The sequence below is a fragment of the Mesorhizobium sp. WSM4837 genome (assembly GCF_055811435.1).
In genome coordinates this window covers 1-17,139 of the sequence record NZ_JBVVQE010000017.1, presented here as the reverse complement: position 1 = coordinate 17,139, position 17,139 = coordinate 1, and the positions used below count along the sequence as shown (strand labels likewise).

Genomic DNA, 17,139 nt, shown 5'->3' with positions numbered 1-17,139 from the left:
TATCAGGGCGACGTGGCGTCCAATCGGACGCATAAGGTACGCTCTAACACTTTGAATCCACGCATCGTGCTCTTGGAAAATCGATATCGTGGGCCGATGCGGTAGGCTTTCTTGGTGAGGTAACGTCTTTGCCTGCCGCTTGCAAGGGCAGCCATTGCGCGTGATGCCGGTGTTTCCGGAATGGATTTCCTGCCGGTGATGCGACGAAAGCCGGTTATGCGTCAGTCGTCGCCGAACAACCGGTCGGTTTCCCGGCGTTCCTTCTTGGTCGGGCGGCCGCTGCCGGCATCACGCAGTGCGGGGATCGCATCGCGAACGGCCTCGCCCTTTGGTGCCGGCGGCGGCGAGATATCCTCGTAGAGCAAGCGCGCTTCCTCGGCGGGACCGCGCCGGCTGCCGGTGCCGAGCACCTTCCAGACGAAGATGCGCCGCTCGAGAGTGATGGTCAGGACGTCGCCGAGGCGGACCAGATCGGAGGCCTGCGCTGCTTTGTCGCGATTGATGCGAACGCGTCCGGCCACCACCAGCTTCGCCGCCAGCGAGCGCGATTTCACCGCACGCGAAAAGAACAGCCATTTGTCGATGCGCTGGCGGGCATCAGTGACCATCGGAGCGAACGAACTTACTTCTTCAGCTGGTCGCGCAACGCGGCGAGCTTGGCGAAGGGGGAATCCGGGTCGAAGCGCACCGGACGCTCCTCGCGAGGCTTCGGCTGGAACGCGGGCTTTCCACCAGGCGCGCCGCCCTTGCCGTCCGGCCTGCCGCCTTTCCAGTCGGGCCGGCCTTCGCGACGATCGGGACGTTCGCCCTGCGCCTTGCCGTCGCGCCGTTCGCCTGGCTCGCCCTGGGGCTTGGGCTTGAACTTGCTGCGGTCGAAGCGCGGCTTGCCGGCGCCGTCGCCGTCGCGGCGTCCTTCACGGGCGGGCCGGTCGCCTGGAGCGCCGGCCTGCTGCCCGGCCTCTGCCGGCGCGTTGCTGCGGCCATCGCGCGCGGCTTGTCCGCTGCGCGGGCGATTGTCCCTGTCACGGGGCCGGTTGTCGTGGTGGCGGTGGCGTGGGCGCTGGTCGAAGCGGCCCTGCCGCCACAACAGGATGGGTTTTGGTTCTTCTGCCTCTTTCTCGGCCTCTGGAGCAGCCTCGCCGATGGCGGCTTCCACCGCCGCGGCAGGTTCGGCCGAGACTGCTGCCGTTGCGGGCGAGGCTTCGGAAGCCGGCTCCGCCGGTGCGACCTCAACCTCGGCGGTTTCGGGTGCTGCCTCTCGAACTGCGGCTTCAGCTGCAGGCAGTGCCTCTACCGTGACCTCAGGCGGAGTTTGCAGCTGAGCTTCTGCGACAGGTTCCGCTTCGGCAGCGGGTTCCGCGAGAGCCTCCGCCGTGGCTTCTGCCACTGCATCCGGCTCAGAACTGTCGGCCGGCGCCTCGGCGGCTGCGTCGGCAATCGCGGCTTCAGCTGCCTTGGCCTGTTCGGCTTGTTCTTCCGCCGCCTGCTTGGCCGCGGCGGCTTCGCGCGCGGCATTGTCCTGTGCCTCGAGCCGTGCCTTCACCTCGACAGCCGGCTTCGGCTCGGCCCGGTAGCCGAGGCCTTTCAGAATCTCTTCCATGTCGTCGGCCGTGGCGCCGAGGATCGACATCATCGGCGGCGTCACCATGAAGGACTGACCATCATAGGCGCCGTCAGGGCGCTGGCCGAGGCCCGGCTTCCAGTTGGTTGCTGGCCGGATCAGGTCGGCCAGCCGTTCGAGGATGTCGACGCGCACCGCGCGACGGCCGAGATTGCGGTAGCCGGCCAGCTTGTAGAAGGTCTTGTCGAAGGTTGGATCGATGACCACCGAGGTGCGGCCGGAGGCCAGCGCGTGAACCACGTCGCCAAAGCCAGGCTTGTCCTTGCCGTCGTTCTGCAGCGCCCACAACAGCGTCACCAGTCCGGCCGGAGCCGGCTTGATCAGCGCCGGCACGAAGACGTGGTAGGCGCCGAAGCGCACGCCGAGCCGGCGCAGGGCGGCGCGGCCCTCCTGGTCGAGCGACTTCATCTCCTCGGCGATGTCGCGGCGGTTGATGAGCCCGAAATTCTCGACGAGCTGGAAGGCGATGCCGCGGCCGATGCCGGTGATCTGCTCGGCGTTCTTGAGGTCGACCAGCGGCTTCAGCAGCGACTCGATCTGGAAATTGACGAAGCGCTCGGCGCGCGCCGCGACCTTGTCACGGGCGGGACCGGTGAGCTGCTCGTCGGCCAGCAGCACCAGGCGCGGCTTCAACGGCTCGTCGCCTGCGACCAGCGTGCCGATCGGCGCGCCGATCCAGCGCAGCGTGCCATCGGAGCCGAGCGCGATGTCGCCATTGGCCGAGGCGCCGAAGCGTTCGGCCCGCGCCTCGAATTCGGCTGCAAGCGCCTTCTGGGCTGCTGTGCGCACCGCCTTGGCGTCCTCGCCGCCGGCGCTTTGGTCCGCGGTGAAGCGGAACCCCTGCAACTCGCCGACATGATGGCCTTCGACGAGGACGGTTCCGGTTGGACTGATTTCGGCTTCAGGCATGGTATTTTCTCTAAGGCGCCGCATGAGGACGGAAGTCCTGCGGTCTACGAAGCGTTTCGTCAACCGCTCATGCAGCGCATCCGACAATCTGTCTTCGATTTCGCGCGTCTTTTCCTGCCAGTGTGCCTGATCGGCCAGCCAGCCGGGCCGGTTGGAAACGAAAGTCCAGGTGCGGATCTGGGCGATCCGGTGCGACAGCGTGTCGATGTCGCCCTCGGTGGTGTCGGCGCGGCGCACCTGCTCGGCCATGTAATTCTCATCGACATGGCCATGCCTGGCAAGGTCCATGTAGATCGAGGCGATCAGGTCGGCATGCTGAGCCGGGGCGATCTTCCTGTAATCGGGAAGGGCGCAGGCCTCCCACAACAGCGCCACGCGCCTGGCGTCGGTGGCAAGCGTCCGGATGTCCTCGTCGCGGGACAGATGTTCGAGCGCCTGCGCATCGACCGCCGGCAGCGCGCGCGTCAGGCCTTCAACCGGCGCGTTGGTCTCGATCGAGCGCTTCAGCGCGTCGAGGTTGGCGAAATCGAAACGCGCGGTGCGCCATTGCAGCACCTTCACCGGGTCGAAATCATGCGCTTCGATCTTCTTGACCAGTTCCTCGTCCAGTGGATCGACCTGGCCGGTGACGCCAAAAGTTCCGTCGCGCAAGTGGCGGCCGGCGCGGCCGGCGATCTGGCCGAGCTCGGCCGCCGTCAGGTTGCGATACTGGTAGCCGTCGAACTTGCGGTTCTGGGCGAAGGCGACGTGATCGAGATCGAGGTTGAGGCCCATGCCGATCGCATCGGTGGCAATCAGATAATCGACATCACCCGACTGGAACAGCTCCACCTGCGCGTTGCGGGTGCGCGGCGATAGCGCGCCGAGCACGACTGCCGCACCGCCCTGCTGGCGGCGGATCAGTTCGGCGATGGCATAGACCTCGTCGGCGGAGAAGGCGACGATCGCCGTACGTCGCGGCAGGCGGGTCAGCTTCTTGGAGCCGGCATAGGCGAGATGCGACAGCCGTGGCCGCGTCACCACCGACACCCCCTTCAGCAGACGCTGGAGGATGCCGTGCATGGTCGCTGCGCCGAGCAGCAGCGTCTCCTGGCGGCCGCGCAGATGCAGGATGCGGTCGGTGAAGATGTGGCCGCGCTCGAGATCGCCGGCCAGCTGGACCTCGTCGACGGCGACGAAAGCGGCGTCAGTCTCGCGCGGCATGGCTTCGACGGTACAGACCGAATATCTGGCGCCATCGGGCTGGATCTTCTCCTCACCGGTGATGAGCGCCACCTTATGAGCGCCGACCTTCTCGCAGACGCGTGAATAGACCTCGCGGGCGAGCAGCCTGAGCGGCAGGCCGATAATGCCGCTTTCATGCGCCACCATGCGCTCGATGGCGAGATGGGTCTTGCCGGTGTTGGTCGGCCCGAGCACAGCGGTCACGTCGCGGCCTGACAGGATCAGTGGCTCAGTGTGTTTCGGCTGGATGTTCATCGACCTGGAAATTAAGGCTCTCTGCCTCGCGTTGTCGGGAGCGCGCCCCGTGGTGGCGCGGGTGACAGCCGACACATAGGGATTTTGGGCGTGAAGCGAAAGCAGAATATTCCGATGGCAGCTCGAAGCCTTCCGTCGGCGTCGAAATGCCGTTCCGCCGTTCCGATTTAACAGTTGGAACGAGTCTGGAACGAATCGGCTACGAATCGCTGACTCGCGCAGATTCAGGGTTTGTTCACGGCTACATCTGGATTTCTCGCCTGCGAGTCTCACCACATGCTGAATCGCCGAACTGGCCCGTTTCATGCAGGGCTGACGTCGCCGTTAACCTTTGCCGCTGAACGATCGACGCAGGTCGGCCGGCGTCATCCAACATTTTGAAATAATTAATCTTTCCTAACGCGCCTTAACCATTTGGGGATGTTTTTCAGCCTTTGTCGTTTAACTCTGCGCTCAAAGCCGGAACGAAACGGCGACGAATCGGCGCCGGAGCATGTTTCCCGGTTTGTTCACCCCCATATGTAGTATCGTGAACAGGTATTCCACCTGTTATCCACAGGCGGGGAACAGGGTTTTGCACAGGCCGCACGGCCGCCGTTAACCTTTGCGTGCCGCTTCGGCACAAATCGGCGTCACGCCCATCGGTCGGCGCAGTCGCTGACCAGGCTGCCAGCAATGCAAAACGGCCTGGTTCAAGCCTCTCCCATGGCATAGCGCTGCCGCAGCGGGCTGCAACAGTCCCCGGCAACAGGCCGACGCCTCAGGTGACATGACGCCTCAGGTGATATACTGGCCGCCATTGGCTGATATGGTCGAGCCGGTGATGAAACCGGCATCGTCGGAAGCCAGGAAGACGACGCAGCGTGCGATCTCTTCCGGCTCGCCGAGGCGGCCGACCGGGATCTGCGGGATGACGCGCTCATTGAGCACCTTCTCGTCCATCGCCCTGACCATCTCGGTGGCGATGTAGCCGGGGCAGATGACATTGACGGTGATGCCGACCCGCGCCCCTTCCTGGGCGAGCGCCTTGGTGAAGCCGATATCGCCGGCCTTCGACGCCGAATAATTGACCTGGCCGGTCTGGCCTTTCTGGCCATTGATCGAGGAGATGGTGATGACGCGGCCGAACTTGCGGTCGCGCATGCCGACCCACAGCGGGTGCGTCATGTTGAATGCGCCGGAAAGATTGGTGTCGACGACCTCTTTCCATTGCTCGCGCGTCATCTTGTGGAACATGGCGTCGCGGGTGATGCCGGCATTGTTGACCAGAACGGAAACCGGGCCGAGATCGGCCTCGACCTGCTTGATGCCGGCGGCGCAGGCATCGTAGTCGGCGACCGACCATTTGTAGACCGGAATGCCGGTCATCACGTTGAATTTCTGCGCCGCTTCGTCATTGCCGGCGTAGTTCGCGGCGACCTGATAGCCGGCGTTTTTCAGGCCGATCGAAATCGCGGCGCCAATACCGCGCGACCCACCGGTGACGAGTGCTACCTTTGTCATAATATCCTCCCTTTTTCTCGATCGGCGGGCGGCGAAAGGGGAACGCTCTAACGGCGGAGCCTGTTCGCCACCGACTGTTTCACGGCTTGCTCGCTCCGTCCTCACGGCGCTTTGCAGATGACTTCACAGCGCTTCCACGCACATGGCGACCCCCATGCCGCCGCCGATGCACAGCGTGGCGAGACCTTTCCTGGCACTTCTGCGGCGCATCTCGTAAACCAGCGTGTTGAAGATGCGGGCGCCGGAGGCGCCGATCGGGTGGCCGATGGCGATGGCGCCGCCATTGACATTGACGATCGACGGATCCCAGCCCATGTCCTTGTTGACGGCGCAGGCCTGGGCGGCGAAGGCTTCGTTGGCCTCGACCAGGTCGAGATCGCCGACCGACCAGCCGGCCTTGGCCAGCGCCTTGCGCGAGGCGGGAATGGGCCCGGTGCCCATGATCTGCGGATCGACACCCGCGGTCGCCCAGGACACGATGCGCGCCAGCGGCGTGATGCCGCGCTTTGCGGCTTCGGCTTCGGTCATCAGCAGCACGGCGGCGGCGCCGTCATTGATGCCGGAGGCATTGGCGGCGGTCACCGTGCCGTCCTTGTCGAAGGCCGGTCTCAGCTTGGTCATGGCCTCCATCGTGGCGCCGTGGCGGATATATTCGTCCTGGTCGACAATGGTGTCGCCCTTCTTGCCCTTGACGGTGAAGGCCACGATCTCGTCCTTGAATTTGCCGGCCTTCTGCGCGGCCTCTGCCTTGTTCTGGGAGGCCAATGCGAGCTGGTCCTGGTCCTCGCGGGTAATCTGGAACTGGCGAGCGACGTTTTCGGCCGTGTTGCCCATGTGGTAGCCATTGAAGGCATCCCACAGCCCATCCTTGATCATGATGTCGATCATCTTGTAGTCGCCCATCTTGACGCCGGCACGCAGGTGTTGAGCGTGCGGGGCCAGCGACATCGATTCCTGCCCGCCGGCAACGATCACCTTGGCATCGCCTGTCGCGATCTGCTGCATACCGAGAGCAATAGCGCGCAGACCTGAGCCGCAAACCTGGTTGAGGCCCCAGGCGGTGGTTTCCTTTGGCAGGCCGGCTTCGATAGATGCCTGGCGGGCGGGGTTCTGGCCCTGAGCCGCGGTCAGCACCTGGCCGAGGATGACCTCGTCGACTTCCGCCGGCTCGACACCGGCACGGGACAGCAACTCCTTGATGACGACGGCACCAAGCTCATGCGCCGGCGTGGCGGCGAAGGCGCCGTTGAAGGAACCGACGGGCGTGCGCGCCGCACTGGCGACAACGATGGCAGCGGACATGTTCTTCTCCACACTTCGAGGTATCGAGGTTTTGGTATCGCAGTTTGTATCGTCAGGGCTTTTCTTGCCCTTTCAATGATCCAAGTCAAACCGGAAATGGGCATACCGGCCATGCGCCGCAAGCAGGTTGCGCATCGTGGTGGATACAGCCGGCCCATTGCTGCGCAGCATTTTTAGCCCGCCGTGCAGCATTAATTGATGCCGCACTGCACAAACCGCTTGGAATTGTGACGCTTTTGCGCATATCCTTGAAAAGGCGCAATCGTTACCGGCAGCTTACCTCAAGTGCGCCGGTGTCCCGGGAGGATGCTGATGGCCGCGAAAGACGAACCGATTATCATCAAGAAATATGCCAATCGCCGCCTCTACAACACCGGCACCAGCACCTATGTGACGCTCGAGGACCTTGCCGAAATGGTCAAGAAGGGCGTGGAGTTCACCGTCCAGGACGCCAAGACCGGCGACGACATCACCCATCCGGTGCTGACCCAGATCATCTTTGAACTGGAGAACAAGGAAGGGCAGAACATGCTGCCGATTCCGTTCCTGCGCCAGTTGATCGCTTTTTACGGCGACCAGATGCAGATGATCGTGCCGAGCTTCCTCGAACAGTCGATGATCGCCTTCTCAAAGGAGCAGGAACGCTTCCGCGAGCAGATGAAGGGTGCGTTGGGCAAGTCGCCGCTGGACATGATGAAGATCACCACGCCGATCAAGGCGCTGGAAGAGCAGACGCGCCGCAATATGGAAATGTTCCAGAACGCCATGCGCCTGTTCACGCCATTCCCACCCGCTGGCCCACCCGCAGGCTCGAATGGCACTTCCGCAGCGCCGGCGGAGCCGGCCAGGAAAGAGACGTCGGAAAAGCCCGACGACCTTCAGGAACTGAAGGAACAGATCGCCGCCATGCAGCGCAAGCTCGACACGATGTCGTGATCGCCGGCCAGACCAAGCCCGGCCGAAATCTCTCATCAGCAGGCCGTATCAGAAATCTCCGCTCGAATGAGGCTGAGTGCCGCCCGACCCGCGCTATTTCGTTGTCACCGTCACCAGAGCCGTAACGGGTTTGCCGTCGACGAGAATGGGCTTGTGATGATCATCGGCAAGTAGGACGCCGATCACATGCTTGCCGGCGGCATCCGGGCAATGGCCGAAACGAGCCTTGACAAGATCGCCGCCAAAGTCGCTGTTCATGCTGTTGTACGGCTTGCCGGGGATGTTGCAGGTATCTCCGGCGGGATCGATCTTCATATGCAAATGGCCGCATTGGCTGACGCCGTCGCATTCACCCGCTGGCAGAAGCGTGAAGTTGCTGCTGACGACGACGCCTATCGCCTTCTCTGGGTCATTGCCGAGTTCGATGACCGAACCGGCCGCCGGCCAGACGATTTGCAGGGTTGGCCGATCTTCGGCCTGGGCAGACCCGAGCGACAGTAAACAGAAAGCAAGGGCAGTCGTTGCGATGATGCGAACCATGGTAACCTCCATTGATGTTGTAATCACTGATTACATATGAAACGCCTGGACGCAAGAAAATAATCAGTGATTACATATCGGCGTCGTGCTATTGGCAGGCATGACCAGCCCCACGGATTACGGCGAAGCCGCCAACCCCAAGCGCTATCATCACGGAAATCTGGTCGAGGCCTTGATCGCTGCCACCGTAGAGATCATCGAAGAGCGCGGAGCAGAGCATGTCTCGGTGCGCGAGGCGGCAAAACGTGCCGGCGTTTCGCCCGGCGCGCCATTCCGGCATTTCCGCTCGAAATCAGCACTGCTGACCGCCGTCGCCGAACAGGCGATGAACCGGCTGACCGAGGCCGTTGCCGATGCACAGTCCAAAGTCGGCAGCGCAGATCCCATTGTGGCCTTCGAAGCGATCGGGCAAGGCTATCTGGAGTGGGCGATCAGCAATCCCACGCATTTCCAGATCATCAGTTCTCGGACGCTGATCGATTTCGACGCGTCGGACAGTCTTCGTGATCAGAATGAAGCCGTTCGCCGGAAAATGATCGCCCTGCTGACCCAAGCGCAACAACAAGGTCGGCTTGCCCCGGACACCGACTTCGATCATCTGGTGCTTGCCGCCCGCGCATTTGTCTACGGCCTGGCACGCATGGCGATCGATGGTCATTTCCCGGAGTGGCATCCGTCCGAGCCGCCATCGCTCGCCGTACGGAAAGCTCTGCGTCTTTTCATCAGCCAGATGACAAATCCCGAAACGCAATCTCACGAGCGCCCTGAAGTGACTTCCGGGGATCGCTGACAAAACTGTCTTCGCACTGCAAAACCTGTCTTCGCACTAGTGTCAGGCGCACAGCTTCGAGTGAGGGTGTTCTCTTTCATGACAAAAATTTCATGTCATCGCCACTGAGTGCCGCTATTTTTGCGCCACACCAGACATATATGCTGCACTGCAATATGGTCCGTTAGCGCCGTAATGAAGGATTTCGCCTTGCCCAGCAGAAAAACTGCCATCGTCACCGGTTCCACCTCGGGCATCGGCCTGGCAATCGCCCATGCGCTCGCGGCCGATGGCTGCAACATTGTCGTCAATTCCTTTTCAGACACGGCCGACGACCAGGCCGTCACCGATGCGATCGCCAGGCATCACGGCGTGAAGACTGTCTACATCAAGGCAGATATGTCGAAGCCGGCCGAATGCCGGGCGCTGGTCGCAAAGGCAGCCGAGAGCTTCGGCTCGGTCGACATCCTGGTCAACAATGCCGGCATCCAGCATGTCGCGCCAGTGGAAGAATTTCCCGTCGAGAAGTGGGACGCCATCATCGCCATCAATTTGTCGTCGGCCTTTCACACCATCGCCGCCGCCATCCCGCTGATGAGAGAAGCCGGCGGCGGCAGGATCGTCAACATCGCCTCGGCCCATGGGCTGGTCGCCTCGCCGTTCAAATCGGCCTATGTTGCGGCCAAGCACGGCATCATGGGACTGACCAAGACGGTCGCTTTGGAACTGGCGCGCGACAAGATCACCTGCAACGCCATCTGTCCCGGCTATGTGCTGACGCCGCTGGTCGAGGCGCAGATCCCCGACCAGATGAAGGCGAACAAGATGGACCGCGACACGGTGGTCCGCGAGGTCATGCTCGACAGACAGCCGACCAAGGAATTCGTCACGGTCGAGCAAGTTGCCGCTGCCGCGGTGTTCCTGTGCTCGGATGCGGCAGCGCAGATCAACGGCACGCAAATCTCGGTCGACGGCGGCTGGACCGCGCAGTGATCCATCCAATGGCTCTCTAGATCAAGGACAACGCCATGACGACAAACGGCAAGGCGGAGGAGCCCAAGAAGATCAACGTCGCGCTGCAGGGCGGCGGCTCGCACGGCGCCTTTTCCTGGGGCGTGCTCGACCAGCTGCTGGAGGACGGACGGCTCGACATCGCGGCGGTTTCGGGCACCAGCGCCGGCGCCATGAACGCGGTGGCGCTGGCCGACGGCTTCGTCCGCGGCGGCGTCGAGGGCGCGCGGCAGAAGCTCGACGATTTCTGGCGCGCGGTGGCGCGGAAGGGCCGGTTCAGCCCGGTGCAGCGCATGCCGTGGGACGTCGCCTGGGGCAACTGGTCGATCGAGAACACGCCGGGCTATCTGTTTTTCGACACGATGTCGCGGGTGTTTTCGCCCTATGTCGCCAACCCGCTCGGCCTCAACCCGCTGCGCGACGTGATCGAACAGGAGATCGATTTCGGCAATGTGCGCGCCTGCAAATCGATGGAGCTGTTCATCTCCGCGACCAATGTCGAGACCGGGCAGTTACGCGTCTTTTCCGATGGCGAGATCGATCTTGACACGGTGATGGCGTCGGCTTGCCTGCCGCAGCTGTTCCGCGCCGTCGAGATCAAGGGCGTGCCCTACTGGGATGGCGGCTATGGCGGCAATCCGGCGCTGTTCCCGTTCTTCAAGACGACTGCCACCGAGGACGTGCTTTTGGTGCAGATCAATCCGGTGGTCCGCGAGGGGACGCCGAAGAGCGCCAACGAAATCCAGAATCGCATCGACGAGATCACCTTCAACGCCGGACTCTTGCGCGAATTCCGCTCGATCGCCTTCATCAAGGAGCTGATTGCCGCCGGCCGGCTGCCGCATGGCGAATACCGCGACATCCGCATGCACCGCATCGATGCCGACGAGGCATTCAAGGACCTGTCGGCATCGTCCAAGGTCAATGCCGAATGGGCGTTTCTGAACTATCTGCGCGACCTTGGCCGCACTGCCGCCAGCGACTGGCTGGAGGAGAATTACGACGCCGTCGGCAAGCAGCCGACGCTTGACCTCTCAGGCGAGCTCGACGACGGCTTCAAGCCGATGCGTGGTCCGGCACCGGGCCGGCGGGTCAAGGAGTTCCTTGCAGCACGCAAGAAGCCCGAGGCAGCGCGTCGCCGAGCCTGAGTCGTTTTGTTTGTCAGTTTTTTTGCAAGGCTAGATCGATCACCTTGATCAGCGCGGCCGCAGCCCGCCGCTGCTCGTCCGGATCGCTGATGCGCATCTTCATGCCTTCCAGCCCGTCGAGCAGCATGTCGGCCAGCAATTTTGCCGACAAGCCCTTGGCGGTGAGATCGACGCCATTGCGTCCGGCTTCGCTCTGGATCGCTGCGGCAATATGCTCGGCAAACCGGCTGCGCCAGCAGCCGATCAGGTCGGCGAGACTCGATTTCATGTCAAGGAGTTCGGCGCCATGCGGCGAGGCGTGGACGGTGCGCGTCATCGAGATCAGCGCTTCGTCGATGGCCCGCATCGTGCGCTCGGCAAATGGTTCTTCGCCGGCGAGTGCCGTTTTCGCCTGCTCGAGCGAGCGGGAGAGCAGCATCAACGCAATGGCGCGATAAATATCGGTCTTGTTCTTGAACTGGAGATAAAGCGCCGGCCGCGACATGTCGGCGGCACGCGCAATGTCGTCCATGGTGGTGCGGGCGAAACCATAGGCCAGAAACACCTTCATCGCGCTGTCCAGAATGCGGGCGCGCTTGGGGTCGGTGGCGATGTCCTCGATCTCGATCATGGCGCGACTTTATCCTGCAAAAGCTCTATTGACAAAATGACGTAATTTGTCAAGATGTATAAGGGCGAATGGCCGACCGGCCTGCCCGGGCTGTGGACGACAACAAAGGGTATCCCCATGCGCCTCACCGTCGACGGGCAGGCATTCGACGTCAATGCCGATCCCGAAATGCCGCTGCTGTGGGCGCTGCGCGATCTCATGGGCAAGACCGGGCCGAAGTTCGGCTGCGGCATCGCCGCCTGCGGCGCCTGCACGGTGCATGTAGACGGCCAGCCGGTGCGCTCCTGTTCATTGCCGGTCGGTGAGGTCACCGGCGCGGTCACCACGATCGAAGGCATCGGCACCGAAGGCAGATTGCATCCGGTACAGCAGGCATGGCTGGAAGAGCAGGTCGCCCAGTGCGGCTACTGCCAAGCCGGCCAGATCATGAGCGCGGTGGCGCTGCTCGACCAGGTTGACGATCCGACCGATGCCGATATCGACGATGCCATGGGCGGCAATCTCTGCCGCTGCGGCACCTACCCGAAGATCCGTGCGGCGATCAAACGGGCGGTCGTGCTCAAGACGGCGGGGATCTGACCATGGCCAGTGTCGGAAAGATCGCCCGCCGCACGTTTCTCATCGGCACCGCTGCCATCGCGGGCGGCGTCGCCGTCGGCTATTACTACTATCGCAAGCCTTTTCCGAATCCGCTGGAAGGCGACCTCGCGGCTGATGAAGCGACCTTCAACCCTATGTGAAAATCGGCGCCGACAACACCATCACCATCGTCGCGCCGCGCGCCGAGATGGGCCAAGGCATATCGACGACGCTTGCTGCCATGGTTGCCGAAGAGCTCGATGTCGGGCTCGACCAGATCAAGGTCGAGCACGGCCCGGCCTCCTACGCCTATTTCAATGCGGCGATCCTGGAAGAGGGCGGTCCGTTCGCCTTCTTCGATGAAAGCATGACCGCGGAAATAGTGCGCGCCGGCATGGGCGTGGCCGGAAAATTCCTCGCTCTGCAAGGCACCGGCGGTTCGACATCGACGCTCGATGGTTTCGGCAAGATGCGGCAGGCAGGCGCCGCCGCGCGGCAGATGCTGATTGCAGCGGCCGCGCAAAAGCTCGGTATAGCTGCCGCCGATCTGGAAACGGCCAACGGCTCGATCCTGCACAAGGCATCGGGCAAATCGCTGACCTATGGCGCGGTCGCTGCGACCGCTGGGACGATGGCGCCGCCCGCGGAAATCAGGCTCAAAGACAAAGCCGACTGGAAACTGCTCGGCAAACCGCAAAGACGCATCGACATGCTGGCCAAGGTCACCGGGGCGCCGATCTTCGGCATCGACGTGACGCTGCCGGAGATGCTGTACGGCACGGTCAAGATGAGCCCGCGCTTCTGGGCCAAGCCGGTCAAGGCGGATTTCTCCAACGCCGAGAAAATGCCTGGCGTGATCAAGATCGTGCCGATCGACACGAATTACGGCCACGGCTTCGGCATCATCGCCGAAAACACCTGGGCGGCGTTCAAGGCGGCGGAGGCGATCGACGCCGAATGGGCCGATCCCGAATATCCGCTGGACAGCGCCGGCATTTCCGAGGTGCTGAAGCAGGCGCTCGGCACCAAAGGGTCGGTGATGCGCGATGATGGCGATGTCGATACCGCTTTCGCCGACGCGCTGCGCGAAAGGATCGTCGAGGCCGACTATGCGGTGCCTTATCTGGCACATGCGACGATGGAGCCGATGAACGCCACGGCGCGGCTGAAGGACGGCGTCCTCGACATCTGGTGCGGCAACCAGGCGCCGACCTTGGTGCGGCAGCTTTGCGCCAATGCTGTCGGCATTGAGCAGGACAAGGTCAGCGTCCACACCACCTTCATGGGCGGCGGCTTCGGCCGACGTATCGAGGTGGATTATGCGCTCTGTGCCGCGCTGATGGCGAAAGAAACGGCAGGCCGGCCCATCAAGGTGATTTGGACGCGCGAGGAGGACATGCGCCACGACGCCTACCGGCCGGCTTCGGTCGGCAAATTCCAGGCGCGGCTTGGCAACGACGGCATACCGGTCGCCGTCGACATGACAATCGCCTCGCCATCGCCGATAGCCAGCACCTTGCGCCGGCTGTTTCCCTCGATCCCGCCGCTTGGCCCCGACAAGTCCATTGTCGATGGGGCCTTCGACCAGCCCTACACCATCCCGAATTACCGGGTCAGCGGCATTGCTGCGCCCGCCTCCATCCCGGTCGGCTTCTGGCGATCGGTCGGCTGCTCGATCAACGGCTTCTTTCATGAGGGCTTCATGGACGAGATCGCCACCGCCGGGAAAACCGATCCGGTCGAACTGCGCAAGACGCTGATGGCTGCCTATCCGGCAGCGGTGAAGGTGGTCGAGAAGGTCGCCGAAATGGCGAAGTGGGGCGAGGCGCTGCCCGCCGGCAAGGCCAAGGGCATGGCGTTCACGCTGTCCTTCGGCAGTTGGGTCGGCGAGATCGTCCAGGTCGCCGACACGCCGTCCGGGATCCGCATCGAGAAGATGTGGATCGCCGCCGATGTCGGCACCGCGCTCGATCCTGATATCATCGAGGCGCAACTCATCTCCGCCGCCATCTACGGCCTGTCGGCAGCGATGGGTCAGGAGATTACTTTCGCCGACGGCATGGTCGAGCAGTCGAATTTTCATGACTACGACGCCATGCGCATCTCCCAGTGTCCGGCGTTCGAAGTCGCCATCCTGGAGAATTTTCACAAGATGGGCGGCGTTGGCGAAGTCGGCACGCCGCCGGCGGCACCGGCACTCGCCAACGCCATCTTCGCACTGACGGGCAAGCGCATCCGGACACTGCCCTTGTCGAAGGAGGTGACCTTTGCATGAAATATTCCCATCATGCTGACAGCTGCTGCCATGCTGTTTTGCTGGCGCCTACCAACGGCACTGGCAAGCCGGGCACGGCACCGATGATGGTCGATGCAGCCAAGACTTGCCCGAGGGACGCGGTCTGGCGGTTGCTTTCGCATCCGCGCTGCGCCGAGTGTTATGTCGCAGATAAAAGGCCGCGCTGGTCCGGCGCGCTTCACGGCGGCCGCACCCTGCCCATCGAAGTATTACCCATCAACATTTCTGACTATATTGCGGTGCAACTTTGATGTAGAAGCTCGTTCGCCGATCACGGCAAGTTGAACACGGCCTTGCGCGCACCCATATCGGCGACGCGCCCGAGTTACAAGACGCGGCCTGGCCGAATCCCGCGCACTGGAAAAATGACGATGCCGAAGTACAGGTTTCACAAGCTTGCAGCCATTGTTGTGCTTGTCGGATTCGCTGCCTGGATGGCGACGGGCGAGTTCTCGTCCGTCGGCAGCGCGGCCGCCGACAAACCCAAAGCGGGGGAGGTCGAGCAGCCAAAGGCGCCTGACGCCGGCAAGGCCAAGCCCGCTGAGGCAGAGCAGCCCAAGGCGCCGTTGCGCACCGTCGCGATCTTAACCCCGCCCAGGCGTACCTATGCGCGCGCCATCCGCATTTCCGGACTGACCGAAGCCGACAAGCGCGCGGTGCTGGCGACCCGGGTCGACGGCATCATCGACAAGCTGCCGGTCAAGCAAGGACAGCACGTCAAGACGGGCGACCTCGTGCTGATGCTTGCCACCGAGGAAAAGCTTTCGGCGCTCAGCAACGCCAAGCAGCTTGTCGCGCAGCGTCAGGCCGAACTCGATGCGGCCTCGCGGCTGGCGAAAACCGGCAATCTGCCCAAGCTGCAGCTCGACAACGCTCGCTCCACCCTGACCTTAGCGCAGTCGATGCTGGAAGCGATGCAAGCCCAGCTTGATCGCAATGAGGTGAGGGCTCCGTTTGACGGCGTCATCGACCGGGTGCCGGTGGAGCTTGGCAGTTCCGTGATGCAGGGCGGCGAGGTGGCAACCATTCTGAGCCTCGACCCGGTGATAGCCCGCGGCGAGGTCAGCGAGCGTGATCTCGGCTATCTGAAGATCGGCGACAAGGCGAAGGTACGGTTGGTCAGCGGCCAGAATGTCGAGGGCACCGTGCGCTATATCAGCCGCGACGCCTCGTCCGCCACCCGCACCTTCCGGGTCGAGATCGCAATCCCCAACCCCGAGGGCACCATTCCGGCCGGGATGACCGCCGAGATCGCGCTGAGCGCGCAGCCGACCGACGCAGTCATGCTGCCGCGCTCCGTGGTCACGCTCGGCGACAAGGGCGATCTCGGCATCCGCGCCGTCGACAAGGATAACAAAGTCGTGTTCTTCCCGATCGATCTGGTCGACGATACGCCAACCGGCCTGGTGCTCGGCGGCATCCCTGCCGATGCGCGCATCATCGTCGCCGGCCAGGAACTGGTGAAGGAAGGCGAAGTGGTCAAGCCGGTCGAGGCCGACCAGGCGACCATTCAGAAGCTGCTGGGCGAAGCGACGGCCGGGACGCAGTAATCATGGATATCGTCAAACTCGCAATCAGCAATGCCAGGCTGACCATTTCGGTGCTGGTGTTCCTCATCCTTGCCGGTGCGGTCGCCTATCAGTCGACACCGAAGGAAGCGGAACCCGACGTTCCGATTCCGATGATGTATGTCAGCCTGATCTATCAGGGCATCTCGCCCGAGGATTCGGAACGCCTTCTGCTGCGGCCGATGGAAGCCAAGCTGAAGAGCCTCAAGGGGCTCAAGGAGATGCGTTCGGCCGCCTTCCAGGGCGGCGGTTATGTGCTGGTCGAATTCCACCCGCAGACGGATCTGGCGACGGCGCTGCAGGACACGCGCAGCAAGGTCCAGGACGGCAAGGCCGACCTGCCGCAGGCAGCCGAGGAGCCTGTGGTCTCCGAGGTCAACGTCTCCGAGTTCCCCGTCCTTGTCGTGACGCTGTCGGGCGAGGTGCCCGAGCGCGTTCTGACGACGGCTGCGCGCGAGTTGCGCGACCGCATCGAGGAAGTGCCTGGCGTGCTGGAAGGCTCGCTGCAGGGCGCCCGCGACGATCTCGTCGAAGTCGTCATCGATCCGATGAAACTGTCGTCATACGGGCTGCAGCTCGAGCAGCTGATCGGTGCGGTCGGCGATTCCAACAGTCTTGTCGCCGCCGGCAACATTGAAGGGTCCGAGGGCAAATACGCCGTCAAGGTGCCGTCGCTGATCGAAACGCCACAGGACGTGGCGGCGCTTCCGATCGTCGCCGGCCCCAATGCCGTGGTGCAGGCCCAGGATATCGCCACCGTCCGCTCCACCTTCAAGGACGCCGAGACGGTGACCCGTCTCGACGGCAAGCCGGCGATCGCCATCGAGGTGAAGAAGCGCATCGGCTCCAACCTGATCGACACGATCGC

At 63.1% G+C, this 17,139-nt stretch carries 14 protein-coding genes and 1 pseudogene; 9 read left to right on the top strand and 6 right to left on the bottom strand.

Annotated elements, in window-relative coordinates; genetic code table 11:
• Positions 1-221 precede the first annotated feature (221 nt).
• The 4 genes from AC0L3D_RS12245 to AC0L3D_RS12230 all read right to left on the bottom strand — a co-directional run bounded on the left by AC0L3D_RS12245 (position 222) and on the right by AC0L3D_RS12230 (position 6,814).
• Entirely contained in the window at positions 222-608 is a 387-nt protein-coding gene (locus AC0L3D_RS12245) for an RNA-binding S4 domain-containing protein (protein WP_027152935.1), read from the bottom strand.
• A gap of 14 nt (positions 609-622) precedes the next feature.
• Entirely contained in the window at positions 623-4,009 is a 3,387-nt protein-coding gene (locus AC0L3D_RS12240; RefSeq protein ID WP_473644477.1) for a helicase-related protein, read from the bottom strand.
• A gap of 777 nt (positions 4,010-4,786) precedes the next feature.
• Positions 4,787-5,512, bottom strand: coding sequence for an acetoacetyl-CoA reductase (phbB, locus tag AC0L3D_RS12235; protein ID WP_128176216.1), 726 nt, complete (start codon positions 5,510-5,512; stop codon positions 4,787-4,789).
• A gap of 123 nt (positions 5,513-5,635) precedes the next feature.
• Entirely contained in the window at positions 5,636-6,814 is a 1,179-nt protein-coding gene (locus tag AC0L3D_RS12230) for an acetyl-CoA C-acetyltransferase (protein WP_023797006.1), read from the bottom strand.
• A gap of 312 nt (positions 6,815-7,126) precedes the next feature.
• Here AC0L3D_RS12230 and phaR point away from each other — a divergent pair, with 312 nt between their 5' ends.
• Positions 7,127-7,750 (top strand): polyhydroxyalkanoate synthesis repressor PhaR, encoded by a 624-nt coding sequence (gene phaR / locus AC0L3D_RS12225; RefSeq protein WP_023797007.1) that lies wholly within the window; start codon positions 7,127-7,129, stop codon positions 7,748-7,750.
• A gap of 93 nt (positions 7,751-7,843) precedes the next feature.
• Here the strand turns inward: phaR and AC0L3D_RS12220 are convergent, their stop codons facing one another.
• Positions 7,844-8,290 (bottom strand): hypothetical protein, encoded by a 447-nt coding sequence (locus tag AC0L3D_RS12220; RefSeq protein WP_473644475.1) that lies wholly within the window; start codon positions 8,288-8,290, stop codon positions 7,844-7,846.
• Positions 8,291-8,390: 100 nt separating this feature from the next.
• Here AC0L3D_RS12220 and AC0L3D_RS12215 point away from each other — a divergent pair, with 100 nt between their 5' ends.
• The 3 genes from AC0L3D_RS12215 (at position 8,391) to AC0L3D_RS12205 (ending at position 11,218) form a co-directional block, all read left to right on the top strand.
• Positions 8,391-9,080, top strand: a complete 690-nt coding sequence (locus AC0L3D_RS12215; protein ID WP_128176214.1) for a TetR/AcrR family transcriptional regulator — start codon at positions 8,391-8,393, stop codon at positions 9,078-9,080.
• Between the two features lie 189 nt (positions 9,081-9,269).
• Entirely contained in the window at positions 9,270-10,052 is a 783-nt protein-coding gene (locus AC0L3D_RS12210; protein ID WP_091593547.1) for a 3-hydroxybutyrate dehydrogenase, read from the top strand.
• A 35-nt stretch (positions 10,053-10,087) separates the two neighbouring features.
• Complete coding sequence (locus AC0L3D_RS12205; protein ID WP_023797011.1) at positions 10,088-11,218, top strand: patatin-like phospholipase family protein; 1,131 nt, start codon at positions 10,088-10,090, stop codon at positions 11,216-11,218.
• A 13-nt stretch (positions 11,219-11,231) separates the two neighbouring features.
• Here AC0L3D_RS12205 and AC0L3D_RS12200 read toward each other — a convergent pair whose 3' ends face one another.
• Positions 11,232-11,828, bottom strand: coding sequence for a TetR/AcrR family transcriptional regulator (locus tag AC0L3D_RS12200; RefSeq protein ID WP_023797012.1), 597 nt, complete (start codon positions 11,826-11,828; stop codon positions 11,232-11,234).
• A 117-nt stretch (positions 11,829-11,945) separates the two neighbouring features.
• Here AC0L3D_RS12200 and AC0L3D_RS12195 point away from each other — a divergent pair, with 117 nt between their 5' ends.
• From AC0L3D_RS12195 to AC0L3D_RS12175, 5 genes and pseudogenes are all read left to right on the top strand, one after another.
• On the top strand, positions 11,946-12,407 hold the full coding sequence (locus AC0L3D_RS12195) for a (2Fe-2S)-binding protein (protein WP_023797013.1): 462 nt from the start codon (positions 11,946-11,948) through the stop codon (positions 12,405-12,407).
• 2 nt (positions 12,408-12,409) lie between these two features.
• Positions 12,410-14,682, top strand: a pseudogene (locus AC0L3D_RS12190) (xanthine dehydrogenase family protein molybdopterin-binding subunit).
• The gene (locus AC0L3D_RS12185; protein WP_023797015.1) at positions 14,679-14,954 is read left to right on the top strand and encodes a hypothetical protein; all 276 of its coding nucleotides are present in this window, start codon (positions 14,679-14,681) and stop codon (positions 14,952-14,954) included. The pseudogene AC0L3D_RS12190 and the gene AC0L3D_RS12185 overlap by 4 nt, the downstream one beginning before the upstream one ends.
• A 120-nt stretch (positions 14,955-15,074) precedes the next feature.
• Positions 15,075-16,253, top strand: coding sequence for an efflux RND transporter periplasmic adaptor subunit (locus AC0L3D_RS12180; protein ID WP_023797016.1), 1,179 nt, complete (start codon positions 15,075-15,077; stop codon positions 16,251-16,253).
• 2 nt (positions 16,254-16,255) lie between these two features.
• Positions 16,256-17,139: efflux RND transporter permease subunit (locus AC0L3D_RS12175; RefSeq protein ID WP_473644473.1), on the top strand; the 884-nt coding region annotated here is incomplete at its 3' end.

Coding starts and splice junctions, on each gene's coding strand:
- phbB (WP_128176216.1), bottom strand. CDS start 5,512: ATGACAAAGGTAGCACTCGTCACCGGTGGGTCGCGCGGTATTGGCGCC.
- AC0L3D_RS12240 (WP_473644477.1), bottom strand. CDS start 4,009: ATGAACATCCAGCCGAAACACACTGAGCCACTGATCCTGTCAGGCCGC.
- AC0L3D_RS12205 (WP_023797011.1), top strand. CDS start 10,088: ATGACGACAAACGGCAAGGCGGAGGAGCCCAAGAAGATCAACGTCGCG.
- AC0L3D_RS12195 (WP_023797013.1), top strand. CDS start 11,946: ATGCGCCTCACCGTCGACGGGCAGGCATTCGACGTCAATGCCGATCCC.
- AC0L3D_RS12215 (WP_128176214.1), top strand. CDS start 8,391: ATGACCAGCCCCACGGATTACGGCGAAGCCGCCAACCCCAAGCGCTAT.
- phaR (WP_023797007.1), top strand. CDS start 7,127: ATGGCCGCGAAAGACGAACCGATTATCATCAAGAAATATGCCAATCGC.
- AC0L3D_RS12220 (WP_473644475.1), bottom strand. CDS start 8,290: ATGGTTCGCATCATCGCAACGACTGCCCTTGCTTTCTGTTTACTGTCG.
- AC0L3D_RS12245 (WP_027152935.1), bottom strand. CDS start 608: ATGGTCACTGATGCCCGCCAGCGCATCGACAAATGGCTGTTCTTTTCG.
- AC0L3D_RS12230 (WP_023797006.1), bottom strand. CDS start 6,814: ATGTCCGCTGCCATCGTTGTCGCCAGTGCGGCGCGCACGCCCGTCGGT.
- AC0L3D_RS12185 (WP_023797015.1), top strand. CDS start 14,679: ATGAAATATTCCCATCATGCTGACAGCTGCTGCCATGCTGTTTTGCTG.
- AC0L3D_RS12180 (WP_023797016.1), top strand. CDS start 15,075: ATGCCGAAGTACAGGTTTCACAAGCTTGCAGCCATTGTTGTGCTTGTC.
- AC0L3D_RS12200 (WP_023797012.1), bottom strand. CDS start 11,828: ATGATCGAGATCGAGGACATCGCCACCGACCCCAAGCGCGCCCGCATT.